Below are 15,151 nucleotides of genomic sequence, written 5' to 3'. Positions count from 1 at the left end.
GTTTGTTTTGGCAAAATGACTTATAATAAGAAAAAGTAGTTTTTAGGGAGTGAAAATCTTGCTTAGAATGTATCCTTATATAAAAAATTATAAAAAAGATATCATACTCGCACTCTTTTTTTTATTTATTGAAGTAGTAGCAGAAATGGCATTCCCTAAATTTATGGCAAAAGTGGTCGGCGAGGGCGTGAATTCCGGTGATATCGGTTATATCAGCCAAGTTGGTTTTACGATGATTGCTGTTGCTGTGTTGTCTTTGCTTAGCGGGATTGGTACTGTACGGTATTCAGCACGTACAGGTGTTGGTTTTGCCGCAGAATTGAGACGTGGGGTATTTGATAAAGTACAGACTTTTTCGTTTGCCAATATCGATGAATTTTCTGTTGGATCGTTAACAACTAGGTTAACAAATGATATTACGCAGCTGCAAAGTACAGTTGTAACAGGACTTCGAATTTTGGCTCGAGCACCATTTATGCTTATTTTTTCTTTAGTTATGTCTATTCAAATTAGTCCTAAACTTGCGATAATTTTGGCTGTGATTATGCCAATTCTAGTGATTTCCTTAGCATACATTATATATTTGGCTGTTCCGCTATTTAAAAAAATGCAAAAAAAATTAGATGGTTTGAATTCTAATATACAAGAAAATTTGACGAATATTCGCGTGGTAAAATCCTTTGTTCGTGAAACTTATGAGATAGAAAAGTTTAGGATGGCGAATCGTGATTTATTGGAAGCTTCTATTAAGGCTATGCACGTTGTCATTATCAATATGCCGTTAATGATGTTTATGATGAATGCTGCTATTGTTGCAGTTGTATATTTTGGCGGAAATATGGTCTTGCAGGGAGACCTGGATGTTGCCGAAATGACCGCCTTTATCAATTATATTTTTATTGTTCTAATGTCTTTGATGATGTTGTCTTTGATGTTTATTATGTTAGCGCGTGCGAGTGCATCTTATAAACGAATCTGTGAGATCTTTGATACAAAAGTCGATTTAGTTGATGAACAGGGTGCACAGGATATTGCAAATGTTTGCGGTGAAATTACATTTCAAGATGTAAATTTTCGTTACGCAGGGTCAGCGGAGGAAAATGTTTTAGAGAATATTTGTTTTACAGTCCGCCCGGGAGAAGTGATTGCAATAATCGGTAGTACCGGGGCGGGAAAAAGTTCTTTAATGCAGTTGATTCCAAGGTTATACGATGTTACAGCAGGAAAAATTCTGCTGGATGGGAAAGATATTCGGCAGTATACGATACCATCGCTGCGTAAGCAGATTGGCATGGTTTTGCAAAAGAATACGCTGTTTTCCGGTACGATTCGCGATAATTTAAAGTGGGGTTATGAAAATGCAAGTGAGATGGAAATTGTAGCAGCGGCTAAGGCTGCACAGGCACATGATTTTATTTTAGGCTTCGCCAATGGATATGATACGCTGTTAGAGCAGGGCGGCGCTAATTTATCTGGGGGACAGAAACAGCGGCTTTGTATTGCCAGAGCTATTCTGAAGAAACCTGCTATTTTGATTTTAGATGACAGTACGAGTGCGGTAGATACTGTAACCGAGAAAAAGATTAGGCAGGGGCTTACGAATTTATTACATCGTACAACGATGTTTATTATTGCGCAAAGAATTAGCGCGGTGCGTGATGTTGATAAAATTTTGGTTATGCGTGAAGGAAAAATTGTTGCCAGCGGCAGTCATCAAGAATTATTAGAAAAAAGTGTAGAATATCAAGAAATTTATGATTCACAAAATCAGCAGGCGGAGGAAGGTTTATGAATAAACAACAAAAATCAAAGCCGCCAAATGCCAATACCCCGATTGAAAATTTACAGGGGTCAAAGGAATGGAAAAAGGTTCTACATTTCTTGTGGCTCTACTTGGCACCAAAAAAGATTTTACTGATAACAGCGTTTCTTTTAGTTTTGGTCAATATTGCAACTACTCTAGGCGGGACAGCGTATTTAGAACCTTTAATTGATCAATTTCTGCAGCCACAGAATGTAGATACCAGCATAGAGGAACGGTTTATCGGTTTAGCACACGGTACAGTTATGTTGGCAGGCATTTATTTATTATCAGTCCTGGCTGCTTATGGGCAAAATAAAATTATGCTGCATATTGCGCAGAAGACAATTTATGAAATTCGTATGCGTTTATTTCAACATGTGCAGACATTGTCCATTCGCTATCATGATACGCATACCACCGGTGAGATGATGAGTCGTTTTAGTAATGATGTGGATACATTAAACGATGCGTTGCAAAATAGTATGCTCATGTTTTTTAGCAGTGTCATTACGATTATCAGCATTTTTTTCATGATGATATCGCGCAGTTCTATACTCACGTTGATTGCATTTCTAGTGATACCACTCACGCTTTTTTGTGTGAATCGGCTGACGAAAATCAGCGGCAAGTATTTTACTTTGCAGCAGAAAAACTTAGGCACACTCAACGGATATGTAGAGGAGATCATGAGTGGGCAAAAAGTTGTTAAAGTTTTTGGCTATGAAGATAAGGTCAAAAAAGATTTCATGGGATTCAATACAGCCTTATGTGAAACGGCAATGGCGGCACAGTCTTATGCCGGGATGATGATGCCGTTAGCACGCAATCTGAATAATGTTATTTATGCGGGAATTGTTATGATCGGTGGTATGCTGGTTGTTTTTGGACAGATGTCGCTAGGGGCATTGGTGGTGTTTTTACAATTTACATTAATGTTTGGCAGACCGATTAACGAGGCTTCCAATCAATATAATACGGTGGTTACTGCCTTGGCTGGTACAAAACGAATCGTTGAAATATTAGAAGAAAAAGTAGAAGCTGTGACTGATGAAAATCATGAATTTGTATTGAAGCGGGATACAACGGGCGGCTTAGTTTGGCGAAGAGCGCATGATAATGCATGTATTCCTGTATGTGGGAACGTAGTATTTGACGATGTTTCTTTCGGCTATAGCAAAGAAAAAGAAATTTTGACGAATATTTCATTGCAGGCAAAGGTCGGTCAGAAGGTTGCTTTTGTCGGTGCGACTGGTGCAGGCAAAACGACAATTTTAAATCTAATTACGCGCTTTTATGAGGTTGATCGAGGGATGATTACGATTGATGGAATTGATATTCGAGATATTGAGAAATCCAGTTTGCGAAGGGCAATTGCTGTAGTGTTACAAGATACGCATTTATTCACCGGAACGATTCGAGAAAATATACGATATGGAAGACAGAGTGCAGATGACAGTGAGGTCGAATCTGCAGCAAAACTAGTAAATGCACATTCTTTTATAAAAAAACTTGCAAAAGGTTATGATACGATGATTGAAGGCGATGGAGCAAATTTGAGTCAAGGGCAGAGGCAGTTATTAAATATTGCACGAGCAGCTCTGTCAAAAGCGCCGATGCTGATTTTGGATGAAGCAACAAGCTCTGTAGATACGAGGACAGAAATGTATATAGAGCAGGGGCTAAAACAGCTCATGCAGCAGTGTACGACGTTCATTGTTGCCCATCGCTTGTCTACCGTGCGCAATGCAGATCTGATTTTTGTCATGGAGCAGGGGAAAATTATTGAAAAAGGCAATCATCAAGATCTGCTGCAGTTCAGGGGACATTATTATAATATGTATACAGGGACCGTGGAGCTTGATTGAGGAGCAGTCATATTGCTAGTCTATCTCGCATATAGTAATGGTATCAAAGGGATGTGCGAGGGGATTGATCGTGCTGCATGATGATAAACTTTATTTAGAATATGATTTATCGCCAAGCTTAGAGGATTATCTTGAGGAAATTTATCGTTTTTCATTGAATCAGGCAAGTGTAAGAGTGTCTGATATCGGCAGAAAACTAAAAGTATCAGCACCTTCGGTTAGTAAAGCGATCCGAAAGCTGAAAAGCAAAGAATATATTATATATCGTAAATATGGCGATATATATTTGACGGATTGGGGCCGGATTGTTGGTCGTTTTTTGGTGGAACGAAATCGAATTCTGCAAGATTTTTTATATTTGATTGAAGCAGACTGCAACATAAGCGAAGAAGCAGAAGCGATGGAACATTATTTATCACGGACGACGATTTATTCTATCCAGTCTTTGGTGAGTTTTATGAAGGAAAATCCAGAGATTCATGTAAATTTCAAACAATTTATGAATGAAAAAGAATTTTGATTTTTGTGCTTATATCTTTATTTATAATCTAAATTTAAGTCTTTCAGTGTTTAAGCTGGAAGACCTTTTTGTTTAGTGAAAATGTTACATTTTTACTAATAAGAAAATATTGGCTTGCAATAAAAAAAATGGTAGACTTAAAATATAGAAAATATTCTGTAACTTACGCATATAAAAGATGATCGATTGGGAAATGTTCTTTACTATAAGGATATTCTTATAGTTGTGAGAGAGGAGAGTTTTTAATGACAGATATCATGGAGTATTCAATGAAAATATTTGAAGATAGTAAATACCATGATGATCATGGTACGGAATTTTGGTATGCAAGAGAGTTGCTAGTAATTTTAGAATATACGGAATGGAGAAATTTTGAAAAGGTCATTCATAAAGCAAAAATAGCTTGTAAAAATAGTGGCAACCTACTATCTAACCATTTTGTTGACGTCAACAAAATGGTTGAAATCGGTTCTGGTGTGCAGCGTGGAATTGAGGATGTTAAATTAACGCGCTATGCCTGTTATTTGATTGTTCAGAATGGTGATTCGCGTAAAAAGGTCGTAGCATTAGGACAAACCTATTTTGCGGTAAAGACAAGAGAACAGGAAGTACAAGAAGAATTTGAACGATTGAATGAAGAACAAAAACGTTTGGCAATACGGAATGAATTAAAAAATCATAATAAATCCTTAGCTGAAGCTGCTAAATACGCCGGAGTTCAAGAGGGAAAAGACTATGCTATTTTTCAAAACAGTGGTTATAAGGGGCTATATGGTGGGCTGGGTGCCAAAGAGATTCATGCGCATAAAGGTTTAAAAAAGAACCAAACCATCTTAGATCATATGGGAAGTACGGAGCTGGCTGCTAACCTATTTAGAGCTACACAAACTGATGAAAAATTGCGACGTGAAAAAATAAAAGGAAAAGAAAAAGCGAATCAGACGCATTTTTCTGTTGGGAAGAAAGTAAGACAAACAATCGCTGAACTAGGTGGAACTATGCCGGAAAATCTGCCGGTGGCAGAGAAAAGCGTAAAGAAAATTGAGGCAGAAAGACGGAAGCGGTTGGATGCCGGAGATGAGATGAGATAACAAAGAAGCAAAAAATGTACCCTGTAGGAACGGAGAAAGCATTTTCTCTATTCGTACAGGGTACATTTTTATTGTGTCATGTCGTTTAGCGATATGATTTATGATCAAGCAAATGGATTTTCAGTCGGATAAAGCATGGTTTTTGGTTGATTAAACGCAATGTCTTTGAGTCCGAGATACTGAAAAATGGAGAATAAGGCTTTGCCGTAATGGCCGAAAGCGACAGCGCCATGATGTGGATATTGTTTTTCGATCAATACATGACGGTAGAAACGCCCCATTTCAGGAATTGCAAATATGCCAATTCCGCCAAAGGAGCGGGTGGCTACAGGGAGAACTTCACCTTGGGCGATATAGGAATGTACTTGTCCGCTGGCTGTACTTTGAAGGCGGAAAAAAGTAATTTTTCCGGCGGCAATATCGCCTTCTAGTGTGCCTCGGGTGATATCAGGTGTGCCACCGTTTTCTAGTAATCGGTTTTGAATCAACTGGTATTTTACGGCGCCTTTCGCAAGCTTACAAAGTGGGGTATTGCCGCAGTGGAACCCCATGAAGGTGTCTTTTAAGTCATAATTGAAAGTACCCTTGATATTTTCTTCAAACAAATCTTTGGGAACAGAGTTATTGATATCAAGGAGTGTGACCGTGTCTTCGCTCACACACATACCGATATATTCACTCAGTGCTCCATAGATATCGACTTCACAGGCTACAGGTATTCCGCGCGCAACAAGCCGACTGTTGACATAACATGGCTCAAAGCCAAATTCTGATGGAAAAGCTGGCCAGCATTTATTTGCTAATGCAGTGTATTGACTGGCACCTTTATTTTTTTCGAGCCAATCGAGCAGTGTAAGCTCATATTGCGCCATACGCGGCAATAAATCTGGATACTGGTTGCCATCAGATCCTAGTTCTTTTGCCATTGAAGCGGCTACATCTTTAATTCTAGGATCATTGGCATGCGCACGATAGGAGACCAGTAGATCAAGCTCGGAATTTTCTTGAATTTCGATTCCAAGATCATAGAGTGGCTGAATTGGTGCATTGCAGGCAAAAAAGTCTTGCGGGCGCGGGCCGAATGTAATGATTTTGAGGCTGGATAGACCGATTAACGTACGAGCCACTGGTAAAAATTCATGTATCATTGCGGCAATTTCATCGGCTGTTCCTACCGGATATTCAGGAATAAAAGCTTTAATTTTACGAAGTCCAAGGTTATAAGAACAATTTAAAACGCCGCAATATGCGTCACCACGACCGTTGATTAGATCTTTGCCGGATTCTTCGGCTGCAGCCACGTACATAACCGGTCCGTTAAAATTTTTAGCAATCAGCGTTTCTGGAGTTTCTGGACCGAAATTACCAAGAAAGACAATCAATGCGTTACAGTCGGCATCTTTCACTTCTTGAACGGCTTTCAACATATCGTGCTCATTTTCTACGGTTGTTTGTGCTTCATAGATTGTACCATGCTCTTTGGTATAAGCTTCCACAATCGCTTTTCTCCTATTTTCGGACAAGGTAATAATAAAACAGTCACGGCTTACAGAAATGATACCAAAATTCACTTTCGGAATATTTGTCATAGTCATCATTTAGCTCTCCTTTGTGTAGCATAGTTTTAAATTTTATCCATTGATAGTATTGATTAAATTCATACTTTAACAAGCAATGCGTGAACTGTGCAACCGAGTCTGCATGCAGCCATCTTTATTTATGTATACCAAATTGATAAGTTGTCAAAGCATGCCAGGTCTCTCCTTTTTTGATAATAGGCTGCTCAAAGTTGGGATGTTCCAAAGCATTGGGAAAGTATTGTGTTTCAAGGCAAAAACCACATCTCTTATAGATACGAGAATGATTTTTCCCCTCGGGTGCGTCATCAAGATAATTTCCGCTATAGAATTGTAGTCCAGGTAATGTTGTCGAAGCTGTGAGTGTAATTCCGGTACTGTCAGCAAGAGCAAAAGCAGCTTTTTTTAATGTTCCGTCATAATCTTCAATGATCCAGTTATGATCATAACCACCGGCAAATTGTAGTTGTTCAAAGGCATCGTCGATATGCGCACCGATGGTTGTTGGTTGCCGAAGATCAAGCGGAGTCCCCTCGACGGAACAAATTTTTCCTGTTGGCAGAGATTCTTTGTCGGCATCGGTATAATAATTCGCAAATATCTGAATTTTTTGATTTAAAATTGTGCCACTGTCGTAACCCGCTAGGTTAAAATATGTATGGTTTGTAAGATTACAAACGGTATCCTCATCTGCATTTGCTTTGTAATCGATCGACAAGGTATTGTTATCGGTTAAAGAATAGTGTACTTCCACAGATAATGTGCCAGGATATCCTTCCTCACCGTCCGGACTGATATAACTTAGGGTAAGACCTTGGTTATTTTCTTTTGCAGACCATATTTTTTTATCAAAACCAATTTTACCGCCGTGCAGATGGTTGTTGCCATCATTGCAAGCCAGTTGATAGGTTTTACCGTTTAAAGAAAATTGACCCTTTTTTATACGATTGCCATGGCGTCCAATTAGAGCACCAATATATTTATCTTGTACTTCATAATTTTCTAATCTGTCATATCCTAAAACGACATCAATGCATTTACCCTCTCTATCCGGAACTTTAATTGATAAAATCGTGCCACCATAGGTTGAGATTGTAACTTGCATATTATTTTTATTTGTAAGGGTATAGAGTTCAACGGGTCTGCCCTCTTTGGTTGTTCCGAAGGTTTGCTTGCGAATTAGACTCATGTTACATTCCTCCATAGAATTTTTAGTTTTTAATTAATGTGCAGGAGCACAATAAGATGATTAAAGAATAGCATTGCTGTTTATTTCTGTCAAACAAAATTTAAAATTATGATTATGACGTAAAAAATAAATAAGTAATCATTATATAATAAAAATATTCTATAAAAATTTAATATGATAAGCGTATGGTTTATGATATCTAATGCTTGATTTGTTTTATATTTTTTACAGACCGAAATATATAACTGAAAAATTAGAAAAGTCTAATAAAACTGAAAATAAATGATTGACGAGTAGAAAATTCAGTGATATTCTTTAGTCATAAAATGTGCCTGAGCACACAAAAAGGAGAGGTAAGCGAGTGAGAAAGATAATATCATTCATTTTGGCGGGTGCTATGCTAGCAGCAACAGTTATGATGACTGGCTGCGGGGGAGCTCAATCAACTACTTCAAGTAACGATAAATCAATTAAAGTTGGTGTGTCGATGCCGACCAAATCATTACAGCGGTGGAATCAAGATGGATCCAATATGGAGGCTAAGCTAAAGGAAAAGGGTTATCAGGTAGATCTTCAATTCGCAGAAAATAAAGTGGAAACGCAAGTGGCACAAATTGAAAATATGATTACAAAAGGGGCAAAAGTGATTGTTGTGGGGGCGATTGATGGCAGCGCTTTATCGTCTGTTTTGGATGAAGCAAAAACAGCTGGTTGTGCAATCATAGCGTATGATCGATTAATTATGAATACTGATGCTGTCAATGCTTATGCAACGTTTGATAACTTTAGCGTCGGTAAAATTCAGGGACAATACATAGAAGAAAAATTGGGATTGAAAGAAGGCAAAGGCCCATATAACTTCGAAATTGCGACTGGCCCGCTAGATGATAATAATGTGGTATATTTCTTTGGCGGTGCGATGGAAGTATTGCAGCCATATATTGATAAGGGCCAGTTGATTGTTAAGTCAGGACAGCTGACTCGTGAACAATGTGCAACGCCGAATTGGGATGAGGCAAAAGCACAAGAACGTATGGACAATATTATTACGGCTAATTATACAACAAATAAAATTGATGCAGTTTTATGTTCGAATGATTCTACCTCATTAGGAGTGCAATCGGCGCTTAAATCAGCCGGATATGGATCTGCTGATAAACCAATGCCGATCGTAACGGGGCAGGATGCAAATATTGCAAATGTAAAAGCAATTGTTGCTGGACAGCAATCAATGTCAGTATTTAAAGATACGAGAGCCCTTGCAGATCAAGTGGTTAAAATGGTTGAAGCAATGGTAAATAAACAAGAGCCAGAAGTCAACGATACAACAACATATAATAATGGAAAAAAAGTTATACCATCTTATTTATGTAAGCCTCAATTTGTCGATAAATCAAACTATAAGTCACTATTAATTGATTCAGGCTATTATAAAGAATCGGATATACAATAAAACTTCTATCATGGATTTTGAACTGTTAAGAGATCGTGGTAGGGGAACTTGTACCACGATCTCTTACATATGTACATTTGCAGGCAGGAGGAGCTATGAAAATGGGCAGAGTCTTATTGGAGATGCGACAAATTACAAAGGAATTTCCTGGGGTAAAAGCTTTAAATAATGTACAGCTAAAGATTGAGGAAGAAACAATCCATGCACTTGTCGGAGAAAATGGTGCAGGAAAGTCAACTTTAATGAATGTTTTGAGTGGGGTATATCCGTATGGTACTTATACCGGAGAGATTATTTACGATGAAAAAGAATGTAAATTTCAAAATATAAGAGAAAGTGAAAAGGAAGGAATCGTAATTATTCATCAGGAATTGGCACTGATTCCTTATTTGTCCATCAAGGAAAATATTTTTCTAGGGAATGAAAGAGCAAAGCACGGCATTGTCAATTGGGGCAAATGTCGGTATGAAGCGATAAAACTTATGGAAACTGTCGGACTGCAAGAGGATCCGGATACGCCGATCAATCAGATTGGTGTTGGGAAACAGCAGCTCGTCGAGATTGCGAAGGCGTTGTCCAAAAATGTCAGGTTGTTGATTCTTGATGAACCAACAGCCGCTTTGAACGATGCGGAGAGTGAAAAACTTTTAGAACTATTACTCAGATTGCGTAAAGAGTGTAATATGTCAGCAATTATAATTTCACATAAATTAAATGAAGTGACGAAAGTCGCGGACAAAATTACAGTGATTCGTGATGGAATGACGATTGAAACCATTGATACGCATGTTGAAAAAATTACAGAAGATAGAATTATCCGCGGAATGGTCGGGCGGGATATAACGCATCGTTATCCAGAGAGGGAAAGCCGGTTAGGCGATATTTGTTTTGAAGTAAAAGATTGGACGGTTCATTCGCCAGAAATTACAGAAAAGCTTGCAGTCAATCATGTATGCTTTAATGTTAGAAAAGGTGAAGTTGTTGGGATAGCCGGACTTATGGGCTCTGGTAGAACAGAGCTCGCAATGAGTATTTTTGGACGGTCTTACGGCACGGATATTTCCGGGGTAATGATGAAAGACGGCAAAGAGATTCGGATAGAGAGTGTATCTGATGCAATTGAGAATGGTATAGCGTATGTTACTGAAGATAGAAAAAAGCAAGGTCTTATTTTAATCAATGATATTAGGGTGAATACGACTTTGCCGAGTTTAAAGAAGCTTTCAGCGTATGGGATCGTAAATGAAAATGAAGAAGTCAAAGTAGCGGAAGAATATTTGATGCGCTTGAAGATCAAGGCACCGGGCATTTATCAAAATACCGGGAATCTATCAGGCGGAAATCAGCAAAAAGTGATGCTCGCCAGATGGATTTATGCTGATCCGGATGTACTCATTCTTGACGAACCAACGAGAGGAATTGATGTTGGAGCAAAATATGAAATCTATTGTATTATCAATGATTTGGCAGCGCAGGGAAAATCGGTGATTGTTATATCCTCAGAGCTGCCAGAGGTATTAGGTATCAGTGATCGGATTTACGTAATGAATGAAGGACGTTTTGTAGGTGAACTTGCAAAAGCCGATGCATCTCAAGAAAGTATTATGAAATGCATTATGCAAAGTAATAACTAGGGGGAATTCTAAAATGTTGAGCAAAGAGACCGCTGGAATTCATCAGCAAACTACCGATACCAATTCTTCTAGTAGTGCCTTTAGGAAAAACATAATTCAAATTGCAATACGAAAATATGCGATGTTTATTGCCCTCATTGCGATTGCATTGTTATTTCAATGGCTTACACAAGGTATTTTGCTTGCACCGATGAATGTATCTAAGCTGATTATGCAAAACAGCTATATTTTAATTTTGGCGATCGGCATGCTGCCGTGCATTTTGACGGGTGATATTGATTTGTCTGTTGGCTCGGTGATTGCCGTGGTTGGTGCAATTGCCGGAACAATGCTGATTTCTATGAATATGTCGGTCGGACTTACGATTTTCGTTTGTTTGGCGGTGGGGCTTTTGATTGGAGCTTGGCAGGGTTTTTGGGTTGCATTTATTAAAGTACCATCTTTCATCGTAACTTTGGCGGGGATGCTTCTTTTTCGTGGCGCAACGATGATTATATTGGATGGAAATACATTGTCTCCCTTCCCCGAATCCTATCAATTTATCGCGCAAAAGTTTTTATCTGATATTCCATTGATTGGTGCGATTCCTTATAGTACGATACTCGTCGGCTTGATTGTTGCAGTCTGTTACGTAATATCGGAGGTGAATGCTCGTAAGCAAGACATACAATATAAAGTAAAAGTAAGCAGCAAAAAAATATTTATAACAAAAATAAGTCTCGTCTCGTTTATTTGTTTATATGCTGCGTATTGGTTGAGTGAATTTAAAGGAATGCCAATCATTTTGCTATTACTGGCAGCCTTAATTATTCTATATTCTTTTATCACACATCGGACTGTGATAGGGCGTCATATTTATGCATTGGGCGGCAATGAACGAGCAACACAGCTTTCTGGAATTAAAACGCAATGGATAAGATTTCTTGTGTTTGTCAATATGGGGTTGCTTGCGGCAATTGCCGGACTGATTTTTTCTGCGCGCTTGAATTGTGCAGGGCCAAGTGCCGGGAATGGGTTTGAGCTTGATGCGATTGCGGCTTGTTATATTGGCGGTGCATCAGCAACCGGCGGGATTGGAACGATTGTAGGGGCAATTGTTGGCGGATTGGTTATGGGTGTTTTGAATAATGGTATGTCTATTATGGGAATTGGAATCGACTGGCAGATGGGTATCAAAGGGCTTGTGCTTTTGATCGCAGTTGGTTTCGACATTTACAACCAAGCAAAGAAATGATAGGATGATATCAATTCGTGGAGAGGTTATGAAAAGTGATTTTTAGTATAGAGTAAGGATAAAGCAAAATGACAATAACAATTAAGAAAATAGCGGAAATATGTGGTGTTTCAAGAGGAACCGTTGATCGTGTTCTCAATGATCGTGGTAAGGTAAAGGTGCAAACGGAACAATTGGTCAAAAAAGTTGCCAATGAGCTTGGTTATAAGCCGAATCCAGCCGGTCGCGCGCTCTCTGCGAAACGTAAAAAACTTGTAGTCGGCGTTTTGCTTGTAGCGGATGGGAATCCATTTTTCGATGAGGTTATCCGTGGAATTCGTGTAGCAGAAAAGGAATATAGTGTTTACGGAATGAAAATTGAATTAAAAACGATGAAAGGTTATGATGTCGAAAAGCAATGCGGAATTATGGATGCAATGAAAAGTGAAATCAATGCGTTGATTTTAAATCCAATCAGTGATGAAAAGATAAAAGACAAGATTGACGAACTCGTAGAAGCTGGTATTTTTGTTGTTACAATAAATAATGATATAGAAAATAGTCGTCGTGCATGTTACGTCGGGAGCAACTACTTCAATGGCGGAGAAACTGCTTGCGGCATTATGGGGTTGCTGACACAGGGAAGGGCAGAAGTCGGTATTGTTACAGGTTCATTTAAAGCATTGGGCCATCAGCAGAGAGTAGAAGGTTTTAAACATGTGATGAAAAATAAATATCCGAATTTTCATATCGTTGATTATGTGGCGAATGATGATGACGATATCTTAGCATTTGAAGTAACAAAGGAAATGTTAGTGAAACATGCACAGATCAATGCAATTTTCATTGTCGCTGGCGGTGTTTATGGTGTTTGCAGAGCCGTATTGTCTTTGGGGCTGCAGAATAAATTAACGATTATTTCTTTCGACAGCGTAGAGACGACGGTAGAGATGCTGCAAAAGCAGATCATTCAAGCAACCATTTATCAGCACCCCTATACCCAAGGCTATAAATCGATGGATATCGTTTTTAATTACTTGGTGAATGGCTTGAAACCGAAAAAAACACAGCATATTCTAAAAAACGAAATTAAAATATTAGAAAATATCAATTGAAGATTTTTCATTTGATTAAAATTCATTTATTTTGATATGGAGTTGGTGAAACATGCGCTATTTAATCGGAATTGACATTGGTACTTCCGCGACGAAAACAGTTCTTTTTGATGCATCGTGTAATGTTATAGCATCGGCATCGCGAGAGTATCCGTTATATCAGCCTCAAAACGGTTGGGCAGAGCAAGATCCGACAGATTGGTATGAGGCTACGATTGGTACGATACAAGAAGTGTTACAGAAGGCAGGAGTACGTGGCGAGGATGTTATAAGTATTGGCCTTTCGGGGCAGATGCACGGCTTGGTCATGCTGGATGAACAGAACGAAGTCATTCGTCCGTCGATTATTTGGTGTGATCAGCGAACCGCGGTTGAATGCGCTGAAATTACAGAAACAGTTGGTGCAGATCGGCTGATAGAAATTACGGCAAATCCAGCATTGACAGGCTTTACGGCTGCTAAAATTTTATGGGTGCGCAAGCATGAGCCGGAGAATTACGCAAGATGCAGACATATTCTTTTGCCTAAAGATTATATTCGATTTAAATTAACCGGTGTATATGCAACTGAGGTTTCAGATGCAAGCGGGATGCAGTTGCTGGATATTCCAAAACGTCAATGGTCAGAGGAAGTGCTTGAAAAACTTGCTATCAATCCAGCTTTGCTGGCTAAAGTCTATGAATCACCGGAAATTACGGGTTCTATTACACCGGAAATTGCTAATAAAACTGGTCTTTCAGCTTCAACTGTTGTCGTTGGCGGGGCTGGCGATAATGCAGCAGCAGCGATTGGAACCGGTATTGTCAAAGACGGCCGTGCATTTACAACGATTGGTACGAGCGGGGTTGTATATGCACATAGCAGTCAAGTGAAAATTGATCCCAAAGGGCGGGTACATACGTTTTGCTGCGCAGTTCCAGGTTGTTGGCATGTGATGGGGGTTACACAGGCCGCAGGGCTGTCGCTTAAATGGTTCCGTGATAATTTTTGCGAGGCGTATAAGGAACAGGCTGCGCTGCAAAAAACAGATCCATATAATTTAATGAATAAAGCTGTAGAAAAAGTACCTGTGGGTAGTAATCGCCTATTGTACTTGCCGTATCTTATGGGAGAACGGACGCCACATCTAAATCCAGCATGCCGCGGCGTATTTTTTGGCCTTTCGGCAATGCATACCAAGGAAGATTTGATGCGTGCCGTGATGGAAGGCGTCACTTATTCGCTGAAAGATTGTAATGATATTCTTCTTGAAATGGGAATTGAGGTAAATGAAATGATGGCCTGCGGCGGCGGTGGAAAAAGTGCAGTTTGGCGGCAAATGTTAGCCGATATGTATGGCTGTGAAGTAAAAACTGTTGCTTCACAAGAAGGCCCGGCACTTGGTGCAGCGATTCTTGCCGGCGTAGGTGCAGGTATATTTTCCAGTGTAGAGGATGCTTGTGATCGTTTTGTTCATCCGCAGGCGTATTGCCAGCCAATTTCACAAAATCAGAAGTACTATAAAAAAGGGCACACGTTGTATCAGTCGATTTATCGCAGCTTAAAAGAGCAGTATACGGCATTGGCTGAATTATAAAAGAAACAATGAGATGATAACATTTCCGATCAAAAATCATACTTTTATCCGATTGCGTTATGTAGAGTGGATATGTAGCAACGTAAAAAAGAGAAAATAAATAAAATGCAGCAA

The 15,151-nt window shown here is 39.1% G+C and carries 11 protein-coding genes; 9 read left to right on the top strand and 2 right to left on the bottom strand.

The window, feature by feature from the left end; genetic code table 11:
- Positions 1-67 precede the first annotated feature (67 nt).
- From BN6559_RS09765 to dinD, 4 genes are all read left to right on the top strand, one after another.
- Positions 68-1,792 (top strand): ABC transporter ATP-binding protein, encoded by a 1,725-nt coding sequence (locus BN6559_RS09765; protein ID WP_110956363.1) that lies wholly within the window; start codon positions 68-70, stop codon positions 1,790-1,792.
- A complete protein-coding gene (locus BN6559_RS09760; protein ID WP_110954534.1) occupies positions 1,789-3,669 on the top strand; it encodes an ABC transporter ATP-binding protein in 1,881 nt (626 codons plus the stop codon). The genes BN6559_RS09765 and BN6559_RS09760 overlap by 4 nt, the downstream gene beginning before the upstream one ends.
- A gap of 70 nt (positions 3,670-3,739) precedes the next feature.
- Positions 3,740-4,189 (top strand): metal-dependent transcriptional regulator, encoded by a 450-nt coding sequence (locus BN6559_RS09755; RefSeq protein ID WP_199883905.1) that lies wholly within the window; start codon positions 3,740-3,742, stop codon positions 4,187-4,189.
- A gap of 245 nt (positions 4,190-4,434) precedes the next feature.
- Positions 4,435-5,280, top strand: coding sequence for a DNA damage-inducible protein D (gene dinD / locus BN6559_RS09750; RefSeq protein WP_110954532.1), 846 nt, complete (start codon positions 4,435-4,437; stop codon positions 5,278-5,280).
- Positions 5,281-5,384: 104 nt separating this feature from the next.
- On the opposite strand, the gene BN6559_RS09745 is transcribed toward dinD, so the two are convergent.
- Positions 5,385-6,875, bottom strand: a complete 1,491-nt coding sequence (locus BN6559_RS09745; RefSeq protein ID WP_110954531.1) for a fucose isomerase — start codon at positions 6,873-6,875, stop codon at positions 5,385-5,387.
- 118 nt (positions 6,876-6,993) lie between these two features.
- The gene (locus tag BN6559_RS09740) at positions 6,994-8,046 is read right to left on the bottom strand and encodes an aldose epimerase family protein (RefSeq protein ID WP_110954530.1); all 1,053 of its coding nucleotides are present in this window, start codon (positions 8,044-8,046) and stop codon (positions 6,994-6,996) included.
- A 415-nt stretch (positions 8,047-8,461) separates the two neighbouring features.
- Here BN6559_RS09740 and chvE point away from each other — a divergent pair, with 415 nt between their 5' ends.
- The 5 genes from chvE (at position 8,462) to xylB (ending at position 15,037) form a co-directional block, all read left to right on the top strand.
- The gene (gene chvE / locus BN6559_RS09735; RefSeq protein WP_456060957.1) at positions 8,462-9,499 is read left to right on the top strand and encodes a multiple monosaccharide ABC transporter substrate-binding protein; all 1,038 of its coding nucleotides are present in this window, start codon (positions 8,462-8,464) and stop codon (positions 9,497-9,499) included.
- Positions 9,500-9,600: 101 nt separating this feature from the next.
- Positions 9,601-11,133 (top strand): multiple monosaccharide ABC transporter ATP-binding protein, encoded by a 1,533-nt coding sequence (mmsA, locus tag BN6559_RS09730; RefSeq protein ID WP_110956361.1) that lies wholly within the window; start codon positions 9,601-9,603, stop codon positions 11,131-11,133.
- A 121-nt stretch (positions 11,134-11,254) separates the two neighbouring features.
- Complete coding sequence (gene mmsB / locus BN6559_RS09725; protein ID WP_110956360.1) at positions 11,255-12,367, top strand: multiple monosaccharide ABC transporter permease; 1,113 nt, start codon at positions 11,255-11,257, stop codon at positions 12,365-12,367.
- A 68-nt stretch (positions 12,368-12,435) separates the two neighbouring features.
- A complete protein-coding gene (locus tag BN6559_RS09720) occupies positions 12,436-13,461 on the top strand; it encodes a LacI family DNA-binding transcriptional regulator (RefSeq protein WP_110954529.1) in 1,026 nt (341 codons plus the stop codon).
- A 52-nt stretch (positions 13,462-13,513) separates the two neighbouring features.
- Positions 13,514-15,037: a xylulokinase gene (gene xylB / locus BN6559_RS09715; protein ID WP_110954528.1), complete on the top strand. Its 1,524-nt coding sequence runs from the start codon at positions 13,514-13,516 to the stop codon at positions 15,035-15,037.
- Positions 15,038-15,151: the final 114 nt, after the last annotated feature.

This window comes from Massilibacillus massiliensis, assembly GCF_900086705.1.
GTDB classification, from domain to species: Bacteria; Bacillota; Negativicutes; order FLKF01; family FLKF01; genus Massilibacillus; species Massilibacillus massiliensis.
The sequence above is the reverse complement of the archived record's forward strand: the minus strand, read 5'-3'. Positions and strand labels throughout refer to the sequence as shown.

Excerpts from the sequence above, each read along its gene's own strand:
- BN6559_RS09720 (WP_110954529.1), top strand. The coding sequence starts at position 12,436 with ATGACAATAACAATTAAGAAAATAGCGGAAATATGTGGTGTTTCAAGA.
- mmsB (WP_110956360.1), top strand. The coding sequence starts at position 11,255 with ATGTTTATTGCCCTCATTGCGATTGCATTGTTATTTCAATGGCTTACA.
- chvE (WP_456060957.1), top strand. The coding sequence starts at position 8,462 with ATGATGACTGGCTGCGGGGGAGCTCAATCAACTACTTCAAGTAACGAT.
- dinD (WP_110954532.1), top strand. The coding sequence starts at position 4,435 with ATGACAGATATCATGGAGTATTCAATGAAAATATTTGAAGATAGTAAA.
- BN6559_RS09760 (WP_110954534.1), top strand. The coding sequence starts at position 1,789 with ATGAATAAACAACAAAAATCAAAGCCGCCAAATGCCAATACCCCGATT.
- mmsA (WP_110956361.1), top strand. The coding sequence starts at position 9,601 with ATGGGCAGAGTCTTATTGGAGATGCGACAAATTACAAAGGAATTTCCT.
- BN6559_RS09765 (WP_110956363.1), top strand. The coding sequence starts at position 68 with ATGTATCCTTATATAAAAAATTATAAAAAAGATATCATACTCGCACTC.
- BN6559_RS09740 (WP_110954530.1), bottom strand. The coding sequence starts at position 8,046 with ATGAGTCTAATTCGCAAGCAAACCTTCGGAACAACCAAAGAGGGCAGA.
- xylB (WP_110954528.1), top strand. The coding sequence starts at position 13,514 with ATGCGCTATTTAATCGGAATTGACATTGGTACTTCCGCGACGAAAACA.
- BN6559_RS09745 (WP_110954531.1), bottom strand. The coding sequence starts at position 6,875 with ATGACTATGACAAATATTCCGAAAGTGAATTTTGGTATCATTTCTGTA.